The sequence below is a fragment of the Kitasatospora sp. NPDC059088 genome (assembly GCF_042738155.1).
In the GTDB taxonomy this organism is placed as follows: Bacteria; Actinomycetota; Actinomycetes; order Streptomycetales; family Streptomycetaceae; genus Kitasatospora.
This window is the reverse complement of the sequence record NZ_JBHYGR010000070.1, coordinates 26,664-45,126: the sequence shown is the minus strand read 5'-3', so window position 1 is coordinate 45,126 and position 18,463 is coordinate 26,664. Positions and strand designations below refer to the sequence as shown.

At 74.4% G+C, this 18,463-nt stretch carries 17 protein-coding genes and 1 pseudogene; 6 read left to right on the top strand and 12 right to left on the bottom strand.

Annotated elements, in window-relative coordinates; all coding sequences use genetic code 11:
* Nucleotides 1-52: 52 nt before the first annotated feature.
* Nucleotides 53-877: an MOSC domain-containing protein gene (locus ACFWXO_RS27570; protein WP_375885823.1), complete on the bottom strand. Its 825-nt coding sequence runs from the start codon at nt 875-877 to the stop codon at nt 53-55.
* Between the two features lie 135 nt (nt 878-1,012).
* Here ACFWXO_RS27570 and ACFWXO_RS27565 point away from each other — a divergent pair, with 135 nt between their 5' ends.
* Both ACFWXO_RS27565 and ACFWXO_RS27560 read left to right on the top strand, forming a co-directional pair.
* The gene (locus ACFWXO_RS27565; RefSeq protein WP_375885825.1) at nt 1,013-1,684 is read left to right on the top strand and encodes a TetR/AcrR family transcriptional regulator; all 672 of its coding nucleotides are present in this window, start codon (nt 1,013-1,015) and stop codon (nt 1,682-1,684) included.
* Between the two features lie 174 nt (nt 1,685-1,858).
* Entirely contained in the window at nt 1,859-2,383 is a 525-nt protein-coding gene (locus ACFWXO_RS27560) for a universal stress protein (protein WP_375885827.1), read from the top strand.
* 46 nt (nt 2,384-2,429) lie between these two features.
* On the opposite strand, the gene ACFWXO_RS27555 is transcribed toward ACFWXO_RS27560, so the two are convergent.
* Complete coding sequence (locus ACFWXO_RS27555; RefSeq protein WP_380526810.1) at nt 2,430-3,140, bottom strand: alpha/beta hydrolase; 711 nt, start codon at nt 3,138-3,140, stop codon at nt 2,430-2,432.
* 239 nt (nt 3,141-3,379) lie between these two features.
* Nucleotides 3,380-4,216 (bottom strand): IclR family transcriptional regulator, encoded by an 837-nt coding sequence (locus ACFWXO_RS27550; protein ID WP_375885829.1) that lies wholly within the window; start codon nt 4,214-4,216, stop codon nt 3,380-3,382.
* A 330-nt stretch (nt 4,217-4,546) separates the two neighbouring features.
* On the opposite strand from ACFWXO_RS27550, the gene ACFWXO_RS27545 reads away from it, so the two are divergent.
* The 3 genes from ACFWXO_RS27545 to ACFWXO_RS27535 are packed head-to-tail and all read left to right on the top strand — an operon-like array spanning nt 4,547 to nt 7,720.
* Nucleotides 4,547-5,854, top strand: coding sequence for an extracellular solute-binding protein (locus tag ACFWXO_RS27545; RefSeq protein ID WP_380526808.1), 1,308 nt, complete (start codon nt 4,547-4,549; stop codon nt 5,852-5,854).
* Between the two features lie 28 nt (nt 5,855-5,882).
* Nucleotides 5,883-6,863: a carbohydrate ABC transporter permease gene (locus tag ACFWXO_RS27540; protein ID WP_380526806.1), complete on the top strand. Its 981-nt coding sequence runs from the start codon at nt 5,883-5,885 to the stop codon at nt 6,861-6,863.
* 5 nt (nt 6,864-6,868) lie between these two features.
* A complete protein-coding gene (locus ACFWXO_RS27535) occupies nt 6,869-7,720 on the top strand; it encodes a carbohydrate ABC transporter permease (protein ID WP_380396156.1) in 852 nt (283 codons plus the stop codon).
* An 18-nt stretch (nt 7,721-7,738) separates the two neighbouring features.
* On the opposite strand, the gene ACFWXO_RS27530 is transcribed toward ACFWXO_RS27535, so the two are convergent.
* Nucleotides 7,739-8,374, bottom strand: coding sequence for an alpha-ketoglutarate-dependent dioxygenase AlkB (locus ACFWXO_RS27530; RefSeq protein WP_380526804.1), 636 nt, complete (start codon nt 8,372-8,374; stop codon nt 7,739-7,741).
* Nucleotides 8,375-8,558: 184 nt separating this feature from the next.
* Between ACFWXO_RS27530 and ACFWXO_RS27525 the strand changes: the two genes are divergently transcribed.
* Nucleotides 8,559-9,080, top strand: a complete 522-nt coding sequence (locus tag ACFWXO_RS27525) for a universal stress protein (protein WP_380526802.1) — start codon at nt 8,559-8,561, stop codon at nt 9,078-9,080.
* 32 nt (nt 9,081-9,112) lie between these two features.
* Here ACFWXO_RS27525 and ACFWXO_RS27520 read toward each other — a convergent pair whose 3' ends face one another.
* From ACFWXO_RS27520 to ACFWXO_RS27485, 8 genes and pseudogenes are all read right to left on the bottom strand, one after another.
* A complete protein-coding gene (locus ACFWXO_RS27520) occupies nt 9,113-10,801 on the bottom strand; it encodes an amidohydrolase (protein WP_380526800.1) in 1,689 nt (562 codons plus the stop codon).
* On the bottom strand, nt 10,798-11,640 hold the full coding sequence (locus ACFWXO_RS27515) for a PaaX family transcriptional regulator C-terminal domain-containing protein (RefSeq protein ID WP_375885840.1): 843 nt from the start codon (nt 11,638-11,640) through the stop codon (nt 10,798-10,800). The genes ACFWXO_RS27520 and ACFWXO_RS27515 overlap by 4 nt, the downstream gene beginning before the upstream one ends.
* A 130-nt stretch (nt 11,641-11,770) precedes the next feature.
* Nucleotides 11,771-12,523: an Asp/Glu racemase gene (locus ACFWXO_RS27510; protein ID WP_375885842.1), complete on the bottom strand. Its 753-nt coding sequence runs from the start codon at nt 12,521-12,523 to the stop codon at nt 11,771-11,773.
* 16 nt (nt 12,524-12,539) lie between these two features.
* Nucleotides 12,540-13,463 (bottom strand): fumarylacetoacetate hydrolase family protein, encoded by a 924-nt coding sequence (locus ACFWXO_RS27505; protein ID WP_380526798.1) that lies wholly within the window; start codon nt 13,461-13,463, stop codon nt 12,540-12,542.
* A 14-nt stretch (nt 13,464-13,477) separates the two neighbouring features.
* The gene (locus ACFWXO_RS27500; RefSeq protein WP_380526796.1) at nt 13,478-14,611 is read right to left on the bottom strand and encodes a cupin domain-containing protein; all 1,134 of its coding nucleotides are present in this window, start codon (nt 14,609-14,611) and stop codon (nt 13,478-13,480) included.
* The gene (locus ACFWXO_RS27495) at nt 14,608-15,576 is read right to left on the bottom strand and encodes a carbon-nitrogen hydrolase family protein (RefSeq protein WP_380526794.1); all 969 of its coding nucleotides are present in this window, start codon (nt 15,574-15,576) and stop codon (nt 14,608-14,610) included. Before ACFWXO_RS27495 ends, ACFWXO_RS27500 begins: the two co-directional genes overlap by 4 nt.
* 9 nt (nt 15,577-15,585) lie before the next feature.
* A complete protein-coding gene (locus ACFWXO_RS27490; RefSeq protein WP_380526816.1) occupies nt 15,586-17,916 on the bottom strand; it encodes an FAD-dependent monooxygenase in 2,331 nt (776 codons plus the stop codon).
* Between the two features lie 137 nt (nt 17,917-18,053).
* A pseudogene (locus ACFWXO_RS27485) lies at nt 18,054-18,398 on the bottom strand (acyl-CoA thioesterase); the annotation flags it as partial.
* Nucleotides 18,399-18,463: the final 65 nt, after the last annotated feature.

Here is an 18,463-nt window from a genome sequence, read left to right as displayed (position 1 = left end):
GCGGGCGCGGGCGGTCCCGCCCGGCGCGCCCCCGGTGCACCCGGGACCCGCGTCACAGCTCGGACGGCCCCCAGTCGTCCACCGCCAGCTCGTCCCCCACCCGCACGGTGCCCGGGCGCAGTACGGCGAACTTGCTGCCGAGGGCCACCCCGCCGACCGCCGCCCGGCGGTACCGCGCCAGGGTGCGCAGCGGCTCCGGGCCCGCCTTGGCGCCGGTCGACTGGTCCACCAGCGTCACCGCGCAGCGGATCGCCAGCTTGGTGTAGCCGAATTCGGCGCCGCCGACGCGGAAGCGGCGCAGCAGGTCCTCGGTGTGCGGCTCCGGCCAGCCGTCCACCACCAGGTTCGGGCGGAACCGCTCCACCGGCAGCGGGGCGACGCCCTCGCCGGTGCGCGCGTTGAAGTCGTCCAAGGTCGCCCGGGAGAGCAGGTGCATCGCGCTGCTGTCGGCGAAGCCCGAGGTCCCCGGGGTCAGCCCGTCGGTCGCCCGGTCGTGCTCCGGTGGCACCCGGACCAGCCGGCTGGGCGCGCCCAGCACCCGGGACAGCCAGGCGGCGACCTCCTCGCCCTGGTCGACGGCCGGGTACGGCACGCCGAACAGCTCGACCTTGCGGCGCGGGCCCGCGGTGTCCACGGCGAAGGCCACCGGCGCCACCCCGGGCGCGGCCAGCGCCAGCCGGGCGCCGCCCTCCGCCACCGCCGGGCGGACGGTCGCCAGCAGCGGATCCCGCCGCTGGGAGCGGAACACGCCGTCCTGGTCCACCACCATGAACTCCCGGTCGTGGGCGAGCCCCGCCGCGGTCACCTCCGCCCGCTCCGTGCGCACCCCGGCGCAGCCCTTCACCGGGTAGTACCGGAGTTCCGTCACCGTCGCCATGCCGCCCCCGTGGTCCGCGGCCGCTCGGGCCGCTCTTCTCCTCGCCCCCGTAGGGTAGTTGCAGGGCGGGCGCGGACCGGACCGGCCGTCGTGCCGGTGAACACCCGGCGGCCGTGCGGTTGCTAGGGTCTGCCCATGGCACCGAGCAGCGCGAACCCCCCGGGACGGCTCCGGCGCGACGCGCAGCGCAACCGGGACCAGCTGCTCGCCGCCGCCCGCGAGATGTTCTCCCGGCACGGCCTCGACGTCCCGCTGGACCAGATCGCCAAGGAGGCCGGCGTCGGCAACGCCACCCTCTACCGGCACTTCCCGACCCGCGAGGCGCTGATCGCCGAGGTCTTCGCGGACGCCGGGACCGGACTCGCCGAAGCCGGGCGGGAGGCGCTCGCCGCCGAGGACGCCTGGACCGGTCTGGAGGGCTACTTCGAGCGGATCTTCGCCCTCGTCGCCGCCGACCGCGGCATCAACGACCTGGTCACCCAGGCCATCCCGGTCATCCCCGGCATGATCGAGATCAGCCGCGGGCACGCCGCCACCGTCGGCGCCCTGATCGCCCGCGCCCAGGAGCAGGGCACCATGCGGCGCGACGTGGTCACCATGGACCTGCTCTTCCTGCTCGGCCCGCTCTGCCGCGCCCTGCCCGCCGCCACCGAGCTGCGCCCCGACCTCTGGCGCCGGTACCTCGCCCTGCTGCTGGACGGCTTCCGCGCGCGGGCCGCCCACCCGCTGCCGGTCCCGCCGATCGGCGAGGAGCACCTGGACCGGATGTTCGCGGACCTGTGGGAGGCCGGGGCCCCGGAGGCCTGACCGCCCCCGCCCTTCCCCCGCCTCCCCTGCCCTCCTGTCGGCATCAGGGACGCGTACGGAACGCCGGGTGGGGCGTCAGGACCGTGTCAACGGGTGCGGGCGGGCTCGGGTGCGCCGGTTAGCTGGGGTGATCCGCCCGGGGGCGGCGGCGCGGACGGAGAGGCGGGGCGGGCGATGACGGACACGGGTGCGGGCGACGGCCGGATCGTGGTCGGCGTCAGCGGGTCGCTCGGCAGCCTCGCGGCCCTGCACCACGCGGTGGCCGAGGCCCGGCGGACGGACGCCGAGGTGCTCGCGGTGCTGTGCTGGACCCCGCCGGGGGAGGAGCTCGGCTACCGCCGCTCGGTCTGCCCGCCGGTGGTGGGCGCCGGCCGGGACGCGGCCGTCACCCGGCTGCGGCAGGCGCTCGACGAGGCCTTCGCCGGGCGGTACGCCGGAGCCCGGCTGCGCTGCCAGGCCGTGCGCGGCGAGACCGCCCACACGCTGCTGCGCTGCGCGGACCGGCCGGGCGACGTCCTGGTGCTCGGCGCCGGACGGGAGCGGGGCTGCCTCTCCCGGCTGATCCGGCCGTCCGTCACCGCCTACTGCGTCCGGCACGCGGCCTGCCCGGTGCTCACCGTGCCGCGCCCGCCCCTCCAGCGGGACCTGGAGGCGCTGGAGCGCGGCTACGGCCTGCGGGACCTGGTGGCGGGCAACTAGGCAGTCAACTGGCCTGCGGAGTAGAGGCGTTGGGCGGCGCCCGCCCCTATCGGAGCCCGGCCGCCCGGGCGAGGAGTGCGGCGGTCCGCCGGCCGGCCGCCAGGGTGGCGGGGTCGGTGGCGGGCAGGCAGCGGTCGGCCCCGGGGTCGTAGGTGGTCATCACCACGCCGGCGTGGTCGGTGGGGAGTTCGAGCAGTTCGGCGGTCGGCACGACCGCGTGCAGCTGATGGGTCAGCCAGCCGGGTACCACCTCGTCCGTGGTGCCCAGCACCAGCAGGACCGGCACCGGGGACGGGCCCGCCGCGAGGTGGTCGAGCGGGACGTCCCCGGTGGTGGCCGCCGGGCGGCCGTACGCGGAGGCGATGCCGACGGCGGCAATGGGGCGCAGCTCGGCCGGGGTGTCCGGGTGGGTGGCCACCGCCACGGCCTCCCGGCCGCCGAGCGACCAGCCGGCGAGCACGAAGCGGTCCGGATCCCCGCCGTACGCCGCCGCGTTGCGCCGGGCGAAGGCCAGCGAGGCGAGCAGGTCGGCGCGGCCGCCGTCCGCCCGGTCGGAGCGCCAGTCCGGGACGAGGACCAGCAGGCCGAGCCCGGCGGCCTCCTGGGCGAGGGTGTGCAGCACGTCGCGCTCGTCGGGGCCCGAGCCGTGCCAGAGCAGGACGACGGGGGCGGGCCCGGAGTCGGTGGCGGCGGGGCGGTGGACGTCCAACAGCCGTCCGTCCGCGTACGGAACGGCCTCCGGTCGCGCGGTCGTCATGCCGGGTTCGCCTCCGATTCGATGGGTGGTCACGGAGCTGCTACTGTACTTCCTGTCGCGAGGGAGATGATCTCTCGTCAGGCGTCAGCGGTGCTACCAGAGCACGTCCTACTTTCAGTAGGAAGAGTCCGTGCGATCCGGGCCTGGCGCTCCACGGTTCGGACGGGGTCCGGCACCTTCACGGGTGCCGGGCCCCGTCCGCGTTTCCGTCCGCGTTTCCACCTGCGGGGAGCGGGAGTTCAGGACGGCTGGCGGTCGGAGCCCAGTTCGCGGGAGATCCGCAGGCCGGCCTGGGCGACGACCGGGCCGAGGGCGCGGACCCGGGCGGCCGTCATCCGGGAGGTGAGGCCGGAGACGGACAGGGCCGCCGTGACCTCGCCGGTGTGGTCGAAGATCGGCGCGGCCACGCAGCGCACCTCGGGTTCGTTCTCCCGGTCGTCGATCGAGTAGCCGCGGGCGCGGATCCGGGCGAGGTCGGCGCGCAGCCGGGTCTCGTCCGCGATGGTCCAGGCGGTGACCGGGCGCAGGCCGGCCGCGACCACCTCGGTGACCGCCTCCTCGGGCAGCCAGGCGAGGATCGCCTTTCCGGTGGCGGTGCAGTAGGCGGGCGCCCGGCTGCCGACCCGGGAGGCCATCCGGACGTTGGTCTCGTCCTCGACCTTGTCCAGGTAGACGATCCCGGGTGCCTGCCAGACGGTCAGGTGGACGGTCTCGCCGGCCTCGCGCTGGAGCCGGCGCAGGTGTTCGGCGGCGACGCTGCGCAGGTCGAGGGTGGTCAGGTAGGCCTGGCCGAGCCGGAGCGAGCCGTGGCCGAGGCGGAACCAGCCGGTCTCGCGGTCCCGTTCGAGCAGGTGCTCGTCGAGCAGCGGGCCGGCCAGCCGGAGCACGGTGCTCTTGTTGAGGCCCAGGGCGTCGGCGAGTTGGGCGAGCGGCACGCCGCGCCCGTCGCCGTGGTCGCGGACGTGGCCGAGGACGGCGAGTGCGCGGCGCAGCGAGGAGGACTGGTTGCGCTCGGTCGTGGGCTTCGACGCGGGCGCGGCCGTCGTCGTGGGCTGCTGGGGCGACGTCTCCGTCATGGGTCCGTTCCCTGGTCCGGGTTCTGCTGGCGTGGTCCCCGCACGTCGGCGGGGGTGGTCAGAACGTACCCCTTCGGGCCCGGGTCGGCGCATCCTCGATACAACGTTGTGCAGTGCAAAACTTCGTGAACCACCTCTTGTTGGGCCCGATCGCCCACGCCTAACGTCCCTGCCATCGAGCAGGCGGCGTCGCCCACCCGAGGCGCTGCGCCCTGCCGTCACCCCCACCACTTCACCCACCATCGGCCCCGGTCAGGGCCTGCTTCGACGCGCCCGTCCCCCGGCGGGGAGCGTCTCGGCGGCAGCTGTCGGGAGGGGAGGTCTCCACCCATGCGACTCACCAGTCGGGCCGCTGCGGCCGTCGCGCTCGCCGCCTGCTGCCTCGCCGCCACCGCCTGCGCCCCGGGCACCGCGGCGCCGGCCGGCGACAAGGCCGACGACCGCACCGGCACCCTCCAGGTGTGGCTGTACAACGAGGCGGGCAACGCGGCCAAGGAGGCCGTGGTGGCCAAGGCCGTCAACGAGTTCCAGGCCTCCCACCAGGGCGTCACGGTGAAGGTCGGCTACATCGACACCGACGCCTCGGCCCGCGCCGCCAAGATGAAGGGCGCCTTCAACGACCCCAACAGCGCCCCCGACCTGGTCGAGTTCGGCAACACCGACCTGCCCGGCTACGTCGCCGCCGGCGGACTGGCCGAGATCGGCGCCGAGTTGGACGCGTGGCAGTCCAAGGGCGACCTCGACCCGGCGATCGCGGGGACGGCGGTGGTCGACGGCAAGACCTACGGCCTGCCGTGGTGGGTCGGCGTGCGCGCCCTGTACTACCGCACCGACCTGTTCACCGAGGCCGGGCTCAACCCGCCCGCCTCGTACGCCGAACTGGTCGCGGCCGGTGCGAAGATCCACGCCGCGCACCCGGACACCTTCGGCATCGCGGTCGGCGGCAAGTACACCTTCGGCGCGCTGCCCTTCGTCTGGGACGCGGGCGGCGACATCGCGGCCAAGAACGGCACGGCCTTCAAGGCCGCCATCGACTCGCCCGCCGCGCAGGCCGGGATCAAGCGCTACACCGACCTGTTCGGCCCGGACGGCTGCCCCGCCCAGCAGTGCGCGGACCTGACCGGCGGCAAGACCGTCGACCTGTTCGCGGCCGGGAAGTCGGCGATGGCGATCCTGGTCAACTCCAACCGCGGCAAGGTGGAGGCGGGCGCGGTCAAGGGCAAGTACGGCGTGGTGCCGCTGCCCGGGGAGAAGGCCGGCTCGATCGCCCCCGCCTTCGCGGGCGGCAACAACCTCGGGGTGATGAAGGCGGCCAAGCACCGCACGCTGGCGGTGGAGTTCGCGAAGCTGCTGGCGAGCCCGGCCTACCAGGCGCAGATGTACGACGCGATGGGCAACCTGCCGACGCTCAAGTCGGTCAGCGCCGAGGTCGGGGCGAAGGACGCCTTCCTCAAGCCGTTCACCGACACCATCGCCGCCGGCACCCGCTTCGTGCCGCTGGACCAGGCGTGGGCGCAGATCGACGCCCAGGCGGTGATCCCGACCATGCTGCAGCAGGTGGTCACGGGCAAGGCGGACGTGGCCAAGGCCTCCGCCGACGCCGCGGCGCAGATCAATTCGGCCTTCGCCGCGCACTGACCCGCCGAGCAGAGAGCAGGTCCCGCACGTGTCCGCATCCACCACGACCGCCCCGTCGGCGCCGGCCTCCCCGCAGCGGCGCCGTGGGGGCAGGGCGCCGGCCGCACCCCCGGGCGGCCGGCGCCGCCGGCCCCCGCTGCTGCTGCTCCTGCCGGCCGCGGTCATCCTGGTCCCGCTGGTGGCCTACCCGATCTACCAGCTCGGGCTGTTGTCCGTACTGGACTTCGGGCAGGCCCAGGCCTCCGGCGGTGTCCCGACCTCCTTCGTCGGCCTCGGCAACTACACGAAGATCCTGGAGGACGGCCAGTTCTGGACGGTGCTGGTGCAGACCGTCGGCTTCGCCGCCTTCTGCGTGGTCGCCACCCTGGCCGTCGGCGCGACCCTCGCGGTGCTGCTGACCAGGGTCGGCCGCTGGCCGCGGCTGGTGCTGACCACGGCGGCGATGGCCGCCTGGGCGGCGCCCGCGATGACCGGTTCGACGGTGTGGAGCTTCCTGTTCGACACCAACCTCGGGCTGGTCAACCACACCCTGGTGCGGCTCGGGCTGAGCGGCTTCCACGAGTTCAACTGGTTCTACGACAAGTGGACGGCGTTCCTGATCGTCGGCGCCGTGGTGGTGTGGCACTCCTACCCGTTCGTCATGGTCACCCTCTACGCGGGCATCCGGGCCATCCCGGAGGAGGTCATGGAGGCCGCCGCCCTGGACGGCGCCGGCACCTGGACCACCTTCCGCCGGATCACCGCGCCGATGCTGCGGCCGATCCTGACCATCGTGGTGATCCAGTCGGTGATCTGGGACTTCAAGGTCTTCACCCAGATCTACGTGATGACCGAGGGCGGCGGCATCGCCGGCCAGAACCTGGTGCTCAACGTGTACGCGTACCAGAAGGCCTTCGCCTCCTCGCAGTACGGGCTGGGCGCGGCGATCGGCGTGATCATGCTGCTGATCCTGGTGGTCCCGACGGTCCTGTACATCCGCAGCCTGCGACGGACGGGGAACGAGCTGTGAACGCCCTGCGCAACCCCCGCGGCCGGTGGCGGCTCGCGGCGAACAGTGGTGCCGTGGTGCTGGCGGTGGTCACCGCCTTCCCGATCTTCTGGATGGTGCTCTCGGCCTTCAAGCCCAAGGGCGAGGTGCAGTCGCTGGACCCGAGGCCGTGGACCGCCCACCCGACGCTGGACAGCTTCCGGCAGGTGCTCAGCGTGGACGGCTTCGGCCGGTACTTCGTCAACAGCCTGGTGGTCGCGCTGTCGGTGGTGGTGCTGTCGGCGGTGGTGGTCTTCCTGGCCGCCGTGGCGGTGACCCGGTTCAGGTTCCGGTTCCGCACCACGATCATGGTGATGTTCCTGATCGCCCAGATGATCCCGGTCGAGGCGCTGACCATCCCGCTGTTCTTCATGTTCCGCGATGCCGGCCGGTTCGCGCCGGGCGTCGGCCTGAACACCCTGGCCTCGCTGGTGCTGGTGCAGCTGGCGTTCTCGCTGCCGTTCGGGATCTGGATGATGCGCGGCTTCGTCGCGGCCGTGCCGGTCTCGATCGAGGAGGCCGCGCAGATCGACGGGGCGAGCCGGACCCGCATCCTGTGGCGGATCCTGCTGCCGCTGGTGGCCCCGGGTCTGGCCGCGACCAGCGTGTTCTCCTTCATCGCGGCGTGGAACGACTTCGTCTTCGCGAAGACCTTCATCATCAGCGCCAGCCAGAACCAGACGCTGCCCTCCGCACTGCTGGTGTTCTTCAAGCCGGACGAGAACGACTGGGGCGGGATCATGGCGGCGTCCACGCTGATGACGGTGCCGGTGCTGGTGTTCTTCATCGCGGTGCAGCGCAGGCTGGTGTCCGGGCTGGCCGGCGCGGTCAAGGACTGATGAGCGAGGGGGTGGCCCTCAGGCGACCCCGTACGGGCGGAACTGGATGCTGATCCGCGGGCCGACCGGGCGGGCGGTCTTCGGGATCGCGTGCTCCCAGGTGCGCTGGCAGGAGCCGCCCATCACCACCAGGTCCCCGTGGCCGAGCGGCCGGCGGACGACGGCGCCGCCGCCGTACCGGGGCCGCAGGGCGAGGACGCGAGGCTCGCCCACGGAGAGGATCGCCACCATGGTGTCCTCCCGGGCGCCGCGCCCGATCCGGTCGCCGTGCCAGGCCACGCTGTCCCGGCCGTCCCGGTAGTAGCAGAGCCCGAGGGTGCGGAAGGGCTCGCCCAGCTCCGCCGCGTAGTGCCGGCTCAGCGCCGTCCGGGCCAGGCCGAGGACGGGGTGCGGCGGTTCGGCGTCGGCGCCGTAGGAGGCGAGCAACCGGGGGACGTCGACGGTGCGCTCGTACATCTCCCGCCGTTCGGCCCGCCAGGGGACGTCGGCGGCCAGCTGGTCGAACAGCCGGTCGGCGCCGTGCAGCCAGCCCGGCAGCACGTCCAGCCAGGCGCCGTCGCCGAGGAGCAGGCGCTGGACGCCGTCGAGCGGGCCGAGCCGGGGGTCGGCGGCTTCTTCGAACAGCGAGGGCTGGAGGTGGACGGTGCCGGGCATGGGGCCAGCGTACGCCGTGATTCGAACAGGCGCTCGAATTACCTGGACCGGGCCGGCTCGGGCGCCCAGTCGGGTCGATTGCAAGGCGATATTCAGTGAATGCCTTTGATTTGTAGGTCTGCGCGACGGTGTGGCAGCATAATCGCAGACACTGGATAGGCTTCACATCGGAAAGCGAAGGATCATGTCGGACGGCGCCCGCGTCATCGTCGGAGTCAGCGGTTCCCTGCACAGCCTGACCGCCCTGCACCGGGCGGCGGAGGAGGCCCGGGCCCGAGGGGCCGTCCTCGTCCCGGTGCTGGCCTGGACCCCGGTCGGCGGCGAGCGCAGCTACCGCGCCCGGCCCTGCCCGCCGCTGCTCCGCGCCTGGCAGGACGCCGCCGGGGCCCGGCTGGAGAGCGCCCTCGGCCAGGCCTTCGGCGGTCTGCCGATCGGCCTGCCGGTGCAGCCGCTGGTGATGCGCGGCGAGCCCGGCCCGGTGCTGACCGCACTGGCCGACCGGCCCGGCGACCTGCTGGTGATCAGCGCCGGCCGGCACGGCTCGCTGCGTGGCCGCCTGCGCCGACTGCTGCGCGGCTCGGTCGCCCGCCACTGCCTCGACCACGCGCGCGGCGGCGTGCTCGTCGTCCCGCCGTCCACCCTGCACGATGACCTGCGCGCCCTGCACCGCGGCGACATCGACCTGCGGGAGCTCATCGCGGCCTGACGGCCCATCAACTGCCGTGCACGGTCGGGCCGTCATCCCCCGTGCACGGTTCGGCCCCCGATCACCGTACGGAGCGGCAGCAGCCCGCGCAGGTCCGCCGTCGGGCAGTGCAGCGGGTCGACCGGCCACAGCGTCAGGTCGGCGAGCGCCCCCGGCCGCAGGCTGCCCCGCTCGGCCTCCTCGCCGGTCAGCCGGGCGGCGTTCACGGTGTGCAGCGCGATCGCCTCGGCCCGTCCGATCGCATGCTCGGGGCCGACCACCCCGGCCGTGGTGCCGCGGGTCGTCATGCCCCACACCGACACCATCGCGCCGTACGGGCCGACCGGGAAGTCCGATCCGGCCGACAGCTGCGCTCCCTCGTCCAGCCACTCGCGCAGCGGGAACAGCGCGGCGGTGCGCTCCTCGCCCCAGGCCCGCTGCTGGGTGAGCGCGCCGTCGTGCAGCAGCGGGTGCTGCACCGTCACCGGGATGCCCAGCGCCACCGCCCGGGCCCGCTGGTCGGCCCGGGCCAGTCCGCCGTGCTCGACCACGAGCGTTCCCGGCGGCAGCCCCGGGTGGCGCTTCACCACCTGCTCGAAGACGTCCAGCAGCACCCGCAGCCCGCGGTCGCCCCAGGCGTGCACACCCACCCGCCAGCCGCGCCCGACTACCCGCTCCACCGCGGCGAGCAGCTCGGCCGGCTCCCAGAGCAGCCGCCCGTGGTAGCAGGGCTGCCCCTGGTACGGCTGCTCCAGGGCGCCCGCCTCGAAGCCGCCGTCGATGCCGAACTTGACGCCCCACAGCCGCAGTCGGGCGTCGTCCCGGCCGTCCGCGCGCCAGCCGTCCATCCGGTCGAGCAGGGCGTCCACCTGGGCGGGGGTGCGGGCCGCGAAGCCGGAGACCAGGGCCCGGACCCGGACGGCGAGCGCCCCCGCGGCCCGGGCCGCGTCCAGCACGTCGAGGTCCTCGACCGGGACGAGGCAGTCGCGCACCGTCCCGATCCCGGTGGCCGCGTAGTCGGCGGAGGCCGCGCGCAGCCCCTCGATCCGCTCGGCGAGGGTCGGCCGCGGCAGCACCCGCTCGACCGCCTCGACCGCCCGGTTGATCAGCCGGCCGGTCAGCCGCCCCCGCGCGTCCCGCTCGATCACCCCGCCGTCCGGGGCCTCGGTGGACTCGTCGATCCCGGCCAGCCGCAGCGCGGCCGAGTTGAGCACCATGTTGTACGCGCCGCGGCGCACCAGCACCGGGTGGTCGGCGGTGACGGCGTCCAACTCGGCGGTGGTCGGCAGGCGTTGCTCGGCGAGCAGCACCTCCTGCCAGTTGACGGTGGTGGCGATCCACTCCCCGGCGGGGGTGCGGGCGGCCCGGTCGCGGATCAGCGCCAGGAAGCCGTCGAGGTCCCGGGCCCGGTGCACCGGGACGCCGTGGACGCTGTGCCCGGCCAGGATCAGGTGGGTGTGGGTGTCGTCGAAGGCGGGCAGCACGGTCGTGTCCGGGGCGTCCACCACCTCGGTGTCCGGCCCGACCAGGGCGTCCAGGCCGTTCGGTTCGGCGGCGAGGGCGGTGATCCGGCCGCCGGTGACGGCGACCGCCCGCTGCGGCGCCCCGCCCGGGACGAGGGTGTGCACGGCGGCGGCGCGGATCAGCAGATCGGCGGGGGGTGTGCTGGTGCCCGGGGCGGGGGTGCTGGTGGCCGGAGCGGGGGTGCGGTCCGGGGTGGGGGTGCGGTCCGGGGCGGTCATGGCAGCTCCTCGGGGTGGGACAGTCCGGTGACCTTCTCGACGTAGCGCAGGCTCGGCTCGGCGAACAGCCCGTGCACCTCGGTGAACACCGCGCGGGCCGGCACGGCGTTCCAGTGCTCGGGCAGCAGCGGCGCGGGCAGCCCGGGGTCGAGGTACGGCAGCCGGCGCCACTGGGTGAGCATCGGCACGTAGTCCCGGAAGGCCTCGACCGGGTCGATCCGCTCCCGTCCGCGCACCTGCTCGGCGACCGGCCGCCAGGCGTCGGTGAAGGCCGCGTACTGCGCCTCGATCGCCGGGAGGTCCCACCACGTCGCCACCGCCGTACGGAGTTCGGCGAAGCCGGCGTACTCGGCGGAGAGGAACAGGTGGACGTAGGCGCTCAGGCCGAGGCGCTCCAGCAGCCGGCGGGCGTCCGGCAGCAGCCGGGCGGGGGCCAGCCAGACGCCGGGGGCGGCGTTGCCGAAGCCGAGCCAGCTCAGCCGGGAGCGCAGCTGGTGGCGGTGGGCGCGTTCGGACTCCGGCACCGAGAAGACCGCCACCACCCAGCCGTCGGCGAGCTCGGCGGGCTCCAGGCTGTGGAAGATCCGGCGGTCGCCCTCGTCGAACACCGGGCCCATCGCCGGGGCCAGCCGGTAGCCGGTGCCCGAACGGCGCTCCTGGAGCAGGGTCCCGGCCTTCTTCAGGCGGGAGATGGCCGAGCGGACGGCCGGGCCGTCGACGTCCAGCTCGGCCATCAGCGCGATCAGGTCGGCGATCGATATCCAGCCGCCGAGGCGGCGGACGAACTCTCCGTAGACGGTGTTGATCAGGGAGCTGGGCCGGGTGGTGCTCTCCGGCATCTGCGGGCCCTCCTCCCCGACGGCTGGTGGTGATCATAGCGACGGCACCGCGGGTCGGGCGCGGGCCGGTGGCGGGTTGGTGCGGATCGGCCTCGGGGCGGGTGGGGGCCGGGCGTGACCGGGGCGTGGCTCAGGCGTACGCGCCGGAGAGCAGGTGCCCGGCGCCGGGGGCGACGGCGGGCAGGCCGAGCGCCCGGAGCAACTGGTGGGTGGTGCAGATCGCCGCCGAGACCACCGGCTTGCCGAGCTGCTGCTCGGCCTCCTCGACGGCGGACAGCGAGGGCATCTGCACGCAGGCGGAGAGCACCACCGCGTCCGCGTCTCCGTGCGCCAGGCCCTTGGCGATCCCGGGCAGCCGGGCCGGGTCGTGGGCGGCCACGTCGAGGTTGTCGGCGATCTCCAGCGCGACGTGGTCGAGCACCTCGATGCCCTCCCCGCCGAGGTAGTCGACCACCGTCGCGGCCAGCGGGCGCAGGTACGGGGTGACCATCGCGACCTTCCGCGCGCCGAGCGCCTGCAGCCCGGCGACCAGGGCGCCGGCGCTGGTCACCACGGGCGCGGGCGCGCCGTTCTCGACGGTGCGGCGGTGCAGCCGCTGCTCGGCCTCGCGGTGGTAGCCGGGGCCGGTGGCCATCACCGCGACCAGGCAGGCGTAGCCGATCACGTCGACCCGGGCGTCCGAGAGCTCGGCGGCGCAGCGGTCGGACTCGCCGTCCATGGCGCGCAGTTGCTCGGGGGTGACCCTGGTCATCCGCATCCGGCTGGAGTGGAAGGTGAACCGTTCCGGGGCGACCGCCTCGCGGGCCCGCAGCAGGGCCGGGACTTCGGTCTCCATGGTGACGTTGGAGCTCGGGACGATCTGGCCGATCCGGTAGGTGGTCATCTGCGCCGGACTCCTCTCAGCGGGCGTCGATCACGGGGTTGGCGAGGGTGCCGATCCGCTCGATGGTGGCCTCGACCAGGTCGCCGGGCTGCAGGAACTGCGGCGGGACCATGCCGGCGCCGACCCCGGAGGGGGAGCCGGTGGAGATGACGTCGCCGGGTTCCAGGGTCATCCCGGCGGAGATGTCGGCGATCAGTCGGGCGATGCCGAACAGCATGTGGCGGGTGTTGGAGTCCTGCCGCAGTTCGCCGTTGACCCGCAGCGAGAGGTCGAGCCGCTGCGGGTCGGGGATCTCGTCGGCGGTGACCACGACCGGGCCGAACGGCGCGTAGCTGTCCTGGCCCTTGGAGAAGAACCACTGCCCGCTGCGGCGCTGGTCGCGGGCGCTGATGTCGTTGACGATGCTGTAGCCGAACACGTGCCGCCAGGCGTCCGCCTCGCTCACCCGGAACGCGGGCTCGCCGATCACCACGGCGAGTTCGCACTCCCAGTCGAGCTGCTTGGTGAGGTCGGCGTTGTGCAGGATCGGCCCGCCAGGGCCGGTGACGGCGGTGGTGGGCTTGCCGAACAGCACCGGGCGGTCCGGGAGTTCGCGCTCGGTGTCCAGGGTGCGGTGGGACTCGGCCACATGCTCCACGTAGTTGAGGCCGACCCCGACGATCTTGCCGGGGCGCAGCGGGGCGCACAGCGTGACCTCGGCGAGCGGCCGGGTGGTCGGCGCGCCGGCGGTGAGGGCGCCAGGGGTCAGGGCGCGGGCGGTCAGGGCGCGGGCGGTGGCCAGGGCCGGTTCGCCCGCCCGGATCAACCCCAGCAGGTCGGGCGGGAGTTCGGCCCCGGCGGCGGTGGCCAGGGCGGTCAGGTCGACGACCCGGTCGCCGTCGGTGCGGGCGCCGAGCCGGGGGGTGGGGTCGCCGTCGGCGCGGAAGGTCAGCAGCTGCATCGGGTGGACTCCTGTTACGGGGCGGTGGGCTCGGGGGTGTCCTGGTGCCCGTCGTGGGCCGGGTGGGCCTCCTCGCGGTAGAGGCCGAGGGAGTGCATCACCGGGAAGTCGTTGAAGGAGAACAGGCAGGCGTCCTCGCCTTGGTCGAGGTTCTCGTGCTCGTGCCAGGCCCAGGACGGGACGACGAAGATGTCGCCCTGCTGCCACTCGAAGCGCTGCCCGGCGATCACCGAGACGCCTCGGCCCTTGGCGGCGGTGTAGACCACCGAGCCGGTGTGCCGGTGGGCGCGGGTGGCCTGGCCGGGGCGGAGCAGCTGGAGGTGGGCGGCCATGGTGGGCATCACCGAGCCGCCGGTGACCGGGTTGGTGTACTCCATGATCACGCCGTCGTACGGGGATCCCTCGGTGGCGCGGGCCAGTCGGCACAGCGCGTGGTAGCTGGGCTCCCAGGGCCAGCCGAGCAGCGGCGAGTACGGGCGGGTCCACTTCTCGACGCCGTACGGGAGCAGGTTGCCGCCGTAGCTGAGCAGGGAGGAGTTCGGGACCGGGCCGGGGCGCTGGTAGAGGTCCGGGTGGACTTCGTAGAAGTTGGCGTCCAGGGTGTTGACCAGCGGGATGTCCAGGCCGTCCTGCCAGATCACCGGGTTGTCCTCGGCCTCGTTGCCGTGCTCGTGCCAGGTGCTGTTGGGGGTGATCGCGAAGTCGCGCGGGCCCACCCGGAGCTTCTGGCCGTCGACGATCGTCCAGGCGCCGGTGCCCTCGTGGACGAAGCGCAGGGCGGAGGCCTGGTGGCGGTGCGCGGTCATCGCCTCGCCGGGGCCCATGATCTGCAGGCCGGTGTACAACAGGCCGACGGCGGCGCTGAGTTCGCGGCGCCCGGGGTTGACCAGCATCACCACCCGGCGGCCCGCGTCGTCGGCCTTCACCAGCGGGAGGGCCTTGCGGACCAGCGGGCGCAGGTCGGCGTAGCGCCAGAGCACCGGGACGGACTTCGGCTGCGGGTACCAGGGTTCGATCTCGTTCGCCACCGTCCACAGGGCGCCGGCCTCGTGCTTGGCCAACTCCTCGTAGTAGGCGAGCAGTTCGGGGCTGTCGTTGACGCGGGCCCGGCCGATCCGGCCGTCGTCGTAGGTGCCTTCGGTGCTCATGACTCCTCCTCGGGGAAGGTGAGTGGCCGCAGCGGGCGGTCGTCCACGTGCAGTCGGAAGACGTCGAAGCGGTTGTAGTGGCCGACGATGTCGTGCATCTGCTTGGGCTGGATGCAGCGGCCGAGGTCGATCTCGGCGTAGACGATGCCCTCCTCGTCGACCAGCGGTTCGGTGACCGCCCGGCCGTCCGGTCCGAAGATCCCGGACAACGCGCTGTGCGGGCGGGCGAGTTGGCTGCGCAGTTGGCGGTCGTCGCCGGCGATCAGGTCGACCATCTCGGGCGACACGGTCGAGCAGGAGACCACGGTGAACAGCTTGCCCTCGAAGCAGTGGGCGGCGGCGCGCAGCGCGATCGCCTCCGCCATGTCGTAGTCCTCGGGGCCGACCGGCAGGGCGATGTAGGCGGCGGCGTGGACGAGTTCGCCCTGGGCCAGCAGGGTGAAGCGGGCCAGCGTGTTGGTGTTCTCCCCGCAGGCCAGGGCGCCGAGCGGGCCGACGGCGGTGCGGTGCACCTTCAACGAGCTGCCGTCGCCCTGGGTCCAGGTCAGCTTCTCCGCCCAGGTGGGTACCAGTTTGCGGTGCACGCCGAGGAGATCGCCGTCCGAGCCGATGATCAGCAGGGTGTTGTACAGCACCCCGAGGCTGTGCCGGCCGCGCTCGTTGACGCCGATCACCAGCACCACCCCGGCCTGCCGGGCGGCCGAGCACAGGGCGTCCACGTACGGTCCGGGGACGTCCACCGCGGCGCGGTACAGCCGTTCGTACCAGGGGGAGCCCTGCACGGGGGTCATCGTCCAGTTCCAGTACGGGTAGCCGGGCACGAAGACCTCGGGGAAGACCACGAGTTCGGCGCCGCGGCCGGCCGCCTCCCGGATCAGGGCGACGGCCTTGTCCACGGTGGCGGCCGGGTCCAGGTAGACCGGGGCGGCCTGGACGGCGGCGGCGGTGAAGCGCGGCAGGTCCATGCGTCCTCCTCACTGCCCGTCCGGAGCCGGCCGCCAGCGGCGGTGGACGGGCGGGGCGGCCTCCCGCAGCAGGTGCAGGCGCGGGGCGACCTTGTCGGCGCCCGGGCCCGGCGGCCTGCGGCGCCCGGCGAGCCAGGGCGCGGGCCAGGGGGCGCCCGGGCCGGTGTACGCCTGCTCGGCGGCGGCGTGCAGGGTCCAGAACGGGTCGTGCAGCTGGGCCCGGCCGACCGCGACCAGGTCGGCGCGGCCCGCCAGCAGGACGGAGTTGGCGTCGTCGTGGCCGGAGATCGCGCCGACCGCGACGGTCGGCAGGCCGGTGGCGGCGCGGACCAGTTCGGCGAAGGGCGTCTGGAAGCCGCGCCCGTACGGCGGCCGCTGGTGCGCCACCACCTCGCCGGTGGAGACGTCCACCGCGTCCGCCCCGGCCTCGCCCAGCGCCCGGCAGATCGCCACCGCCTCGTCCTCGGTGGTGCCGCCGGGGGCCCAGTCGGCGGCCGAGATCCGGACCAGCAGCGGCCGCCCGGCGGGCCAGACGGCGCGGACGGCGGACAGCACCTCGACCGGCAGCCGCAGCCGGTGGGCGAGCGGGCCGCCGTAGCCGTCGGTGCGGTGGTTGGTGAGCGGGGAGAGGAAGGCGGAGAGCAGGTGGCCGTGGCCGAACTGGAGCTCCAGCACGTCGAACCCGGCCCGGGCGGCGCGTTCGGCGGCGGCCGCGAAGTCGGCGGTGACGACGGCCAGGTGGACGTCGTTCGCCTCGTGCGGGACGGCGCTGCCGGAGTCCCAGGGCAGCGGCGAGGGGGCGAGCAGCGGCCAGCCGTCGGCGAGCGGGCGGCCGATGCCGTCCGGTCCGGGCGCGGCGGTGGCGCCCCGGCGGCCGGCGTGGGTGAGCTGGAGGCCGACCGGGGTGTCGCTCACCGCCGCGACGGCGCGCCGCAGTTCCGCCCAGGCGCCCTCCTGGCGGTCGGTCCACAGCCCGGGGCAGCGGTCGGTGGCCCGGCCCTCGGGGCTGACCGCCGTCATCCCGGCGATCACCAGCCCGGCGCCGCCGAGCGCGTGGGCGGTCAGCTGGGCCCGGTCGAAGGCGCTGGGCAGTCCGTCGGGGGAGGTGAAGGTCGCCAGCGGGGGCACCACGATCCGGTTGCGCAGCTCCAGGGCGCCGAGTTTCAGCGGCCGGAACATCGGCGGCACCCCGGGGGAGCCGCCGGTGGCGGCGTCCACGGCGGCGGTGAACTCCGGGTCGCGGGCCCGCAGGTTGTCGTAGGTGACCCGGCGGCTTCGGGTGAGCAGGTCGAAGGCGAACCGGTCCGGGTCCCGCCCGGTGCGGCGCCCCACCGTCTCGAACCACTCCAGGCTGGCCTGCGCGGCCCGCTGGGTGGACTCCACCACCGGCCGCCGCTCGGCCTCGTAGGCGGCCAGCGCGCCGTCCGGGGTGGGCTGTTCGCTCAGCGCGGCGGCCAGGGCGAGGGCGTCCTCCAGGGCCAGCTTGGTGCCCGAGCCGATCGAGAAGTGCGCGGAGTGCGCGGCGTCGCCGAGCAGCACGGTGTTGCCGTGGCGCCAACTGGCGTTGCGGACGGTGGTGAAGCGGATCCAGCGGGAGGCGTTGGGGATCAGCCGGTGGCCGTCCAGGTGCCCGGCGAGCAGTTCCGCGCAGCGCTCCACGCTCGCCAGGTCGCTCTCGCCGCGCGCGAACTCCCGTGCGGCGAGGGCCTCGAAGCCCGCCCGGCGCCAGGCGTCCGCGGCGATCTCGACGATGAAGGTCGAGCGGGTGGCGCTGTACGGGTAGGCGTGCACCTGCACGGTGCCGAAGTCGAACTCCTCGACGATGAAGGTGAAGGCCTCGAAGACCTTGTCGGTGGCGAGCCAGATGTAGCGGCAGTGCCGCTCGTCCAGTTCGGTGCGGAATGCCTCCGGGCGGGCGGCCCGGGTGCCGGAGTGGATGCCGTCGGCGGCCACCACCAGGTCGTACTCGGCGGCGAGCCGGTCGGCCGGCGGGGCGGGCGTGCGGTAGCGCACGTCCACCGCCAGCTCGGCGCAGCGGTCCTGGAGGACGGCGCGCAGCCGGTTGCGGTCCAGGGCGGCGAAGCCGTGCCCGCCGCTGGTGCGGACCTGGCCGGCGTAGCGGATGTCGATGTCGCTCCAGCGGGCGAACTCGGCGCTGATCGCGGCGAAGACCTTCGGGTCGGCCTGGGCGATGCCGTCCAGGGTCTCGTCGGAGAACACCACGCCGAAGCCGAACGCGTCCTCCCGGCCGTCCCGTTCGAACACGGTGATCTCGCGGGCGGGGTCCAACTGCTTGGCCAGGGCGGCGAAGTAGAGCCCGCCGGGGCCGGCGCCGATCACCGCGATGCGGCGCGGCCCGCCGGGCGTCGGCTGCCGCTGCCCGCCCGTCTGCTGTCCGGCCGTCGACTGCTGCGGCCCGCCCGTCGGCCGCTGCCCGCCCGTCTGCTGTCCGGCCGTCGACTGCTGCGGCCCGCCCGTCACGCGACCACCTCGGGCTGCTGCGGACCGGCCTCGGTGAGCGCCCGGCGGACCGGGTCGGGCCAGGGCTCGGCGCCCTTGACCCGCGGCGCGGCGTGCACCACCGACATCCGGCCGCTGGCGGCCAGCCCCTGCGGGCCGTGCACCTCGAAGGCGTAGTGCAGCGAGGAGCCGCCGACCCGGACGACCCGCAGCTCGGTGCGGACCACGTCCCCGAACCAGAGACGCTCCCGGTAGTCGGCCTCGAAGTGCACCCGGGGGATCCGTCCGAACAGCTCGGCCAGGCCGAGCCGGCGCAGCAGCGCCGCCTCGGCGGCCTCGGCCCAGCGCTGGACGGCGGAGAAGTGGTAGTGCCCGGCGGCGTCGGTGTCCGACCACTCGACCCGGCGCTCGATGGTGATGGCGGCCG

Excerpts from the sequence above, each read along its gene's own strand:
- ACFWXO_RS27570 (WP_375885823.1), bottom strand. The coding sequence starts at position 877 with ATGGCGACGGTGACGGAACTCCGGTACTACCCGGTGAAGGGCTGCGCC.
- ACFWXO_RS27565 (WP_375885825.1), top strand. The coding sequence starts at position 1,013 with ATGGCACCGAGCAGCGCGAACCCCCCGGGACGGCTCCGGCGCGACGCG.
- ACFWXO_RS27560 (WP_375885827.1), top strand. The coding sequence starts at position 1,859 with ATGACGGACACGGGTGCGGGCGACGGCCGGATCGTGGTCGGCGTCAGC.
- ACFWXO_RS27555 (WP_380526810.1), bottom strand. The coding sequence starts at position 3,140 with ATGACGACCGCGCGACCGGAGGCCGTTCCGTACGCGGACGGACGGCTG.
- ACFWXO_RS27550 (WP_375885829.1), bottom strand. The coding sequence starts at position 4,216 with ATGACGGAGACGTCGCCCCAGCAGCCCACGACGACGGCCGCGCCCGCG.
- ACFWXO_RS27545 (WP_380526808.1), top strand. The coding sequence starts at position 4,547 with ATGCGACTCACCAGTCGGGCCGCTGCGGCCGTCGCGCTCGCCGCCTGC.
- ACFWXO_RS27530 (WP_380526804.1), bottom strand. The coding sequence starts at position 8,374 with ATGCCCGGCACCGTCCACCTCCAGCCCTCGCTGTTCGAAGAAGCCGCC.
- ACFWXO_RS27525 (WP_380526802.1), top strand. The coding sequence starts at position 8,559 with ATGTCGGACGGCGCCCGCGTCATCGTCGGAGTCAGCGGTTCCCTGCAC.
- ACFWXO_RS27520 (WP_380526800.1), bottom strand. The coding sequence starts at position 10,801 with ATGACCGCCCCGGACCGCACCCCCACCCCGGACCGCACCCCCGCTCCG.
- ACFWXO_RS27515 (WP_375885840.1), bottom strand. The coding sequence starts at position 11,640 with ATGCCGGAGAGCACCACCCGGCCCAGCTCCCTGATCAACACCGTCTAC.
- ACFWXO_RS27510 (WP_375885842.1), bottom strand. The coding sequence starts at position 12,523 with ATGACCACCTACCGGATCGGCCAGATCGTCCCGAGCTCCAACGTCACC.
- ACFWXO_RS27505 (WP_380526798.1), bottom strand. The coding sequence starts at position 13,463 with ATGCAGCTGCTGACCTTCCGCGCCGACGGCGACCCCACCCCCCGGCTC.
- ACFWXO_RS27500 (WP_380526796.1), bottom strand. The coding sequence starts at position 14,611 with ATGAGCACCGAAGGCACCTACGACGACGGCCGGATCGGCCGGGCCCGC.
- ACFWXO_RS27495 (WP_380526794.1), bottom strand. The coding sequence starts at position 15,576 with ATGGACCTGCCGCGCTTCACCGCCGCCGCCGTCCAGGCCGCCCCGGTC.